Here is a 1,538-nt window from a genome sequence, read left to right on the forward strand (position 1 = left end):
CTTGCTTACGGCTTGTTATGGAGAGGTTTTCGATGAGCCTTTGGCCGACGAGGGCCGTTCTATCATTGCTTCCTGGAGTGTTGCATCACTGACTGCCGAGCAGCAGGAAGCAGTTGATGAGTTTCAGAATGTGGTGGATAATCCTTATCCGTGGGAGGAAGTGGAATAAGTAGTGTTTTGGGGTGCTTCGGCGGCCAAATGAAAAACTATAGTTTGCAAATATAAAAAACGGTAAACCAGTTTTTCCTTTTTAGAAAAATCGTATATTTGCGTACTGAACATTCATAGGTAGGAGCAAATGGATATGACGCGTAAATTGCCTATCAGTATACAGACTTTTGAAGAATAGAGGTATATTTTAGGAGAATAAATTTTCCAAAAATAAGGTGGCATACAATATACTTTATATTAAAATGCTTATCTTTGTTTTCAAGATAAATAATGAATCATGAAATCTACACTAGATTATGTAAATTTGTTGCGCCGTTATTTTGAAGAGGTAGCACGTCAGGAAGGGGTCACAAAAATGGCTCTGTTTGGTTCCGTGGCCCGTGGTGAACAAAATGAAGATAGCGATGTGGATGTTGCTTATGAAGGTTCTCCAAATCTTTTTTTGCGTATTCGTATGAAGATGGATTTGGAGCAGCTTTTTGGGTGCAAAGTAGATGTTATTCGTTTGCGCAAACAGTTTTCCGGAACTGTATTTGGCGACAACCTCAATAAAGATTTGATTTATGTATGACGAACAGCGCATATATTCACTATTAGAACGAATAGAGGATGCTATTTTGCTAATACAAAATCAGACAGATAGCATAGAAACAGCGGATTATTTTTTGAATAGTCAGGAAGGTATTTTTATGTTGGGAGGTGTTTGTATGCAACTTATTTTTATAGGAGAGAGTGTAAAGACGCTTGATGCTAAGAATGCAGGCTATTTAGCCGATTATCCGGAAATACCTTGGCGGGAAGTTATGGGGCTTCGTAACGTTATAGCTCATGAGTATCATCATATAGATGCAGAAGAAATTTTGAATGTAACCAAGAAAGACCTTCCTGTTTTGCTTTCTGTTATACAAAGAATGAAAAATGAAATTTGATCAGTTGCATAGCGATGTGGCTTAGAAGTATCTTGAAATAATGGTTATAGGGTGTTATAGGGAGGCTTATCTATAGTGAAGGTATGGGAGAGGACTAGGAAGGCCGATACACTATAGACAACATGCTTGTTGAAAGAGCCATCCGGCCTTTTACGTATAATACATTATAAATCGTTAAATTTTGAAATACTCAAAAGTTCATCCTCTTGATTTTTAAGAGGGTAAACGCTATTGAGTGCTTACAAATCAATCTCCTTTTTGTCGTTATTTATCAGGAACCGCCTTGTGGCGGCTTGCCTTGGGTTATACGTCAAAATTGGACGTTAACAGATATCTCCGATAATTATTTTACAGTTTTATGAGTTAATACTTCGTTAAAATTACAGTTAATCCGTTGAAAACAAATGAGTTAGTAAATAATATTTAGTATAATAAGAT

2 protein-coding genes and 1 pseudogene are annotated in these 1,538 nt (G+C 36.7%); all 3 read left to right on the forward strand.

Going from position 1 to position 1,538, the window contains the following annotated elements; all coding sequences use genetic code 11:
* Window positions 1-169, forward strand: a pseudogene (locus tag M1B78_RS18315) (UpxZ family transcription anti-terminator antagonist); the annotation flags it as partial.
* A gap of 279 nt (window positions 170-448) precedes the next feature.
* Window positions 449-742, forward strand: coding sequence for a nucleotidyltransferase family protein (locus tag M1B78_RS18320; protein ID WP_120382064.1), 294 nt, complete (start codon window positions 449-451; stop codon window positions 740-742).
* Window positions 735-1,100 carry a HepT-like ribonuclease domain-containing protein gene (locus tag M1B78_RS18325; protein ID WP_257941479.1) on the forward strand — a complete coding sequence of 122 codons (366 nt, stop codon included), beginning with the start codon at window positions 735-737 and terminating at the stop codon, window positions 1,098-1,100. Before M1B78_RS18320 ends, M1B78_RS18325 begins: the two co-directional genes overlap by 8 nt.
* Window positions 1,101-1,538: the final 438 nt, after the last annotated feature.

The sequence above is a fragment of the Bacteroides muris (ex Fokt et al. 2023) genome (assembly GCF_024704895.1).
Taxonomy (GTDB): Bacteria; Bacteroidota; Bacteroidia; order Bacteroidales; family Bacteroidaceae; genus Bacteroides; species Bacteroides muris.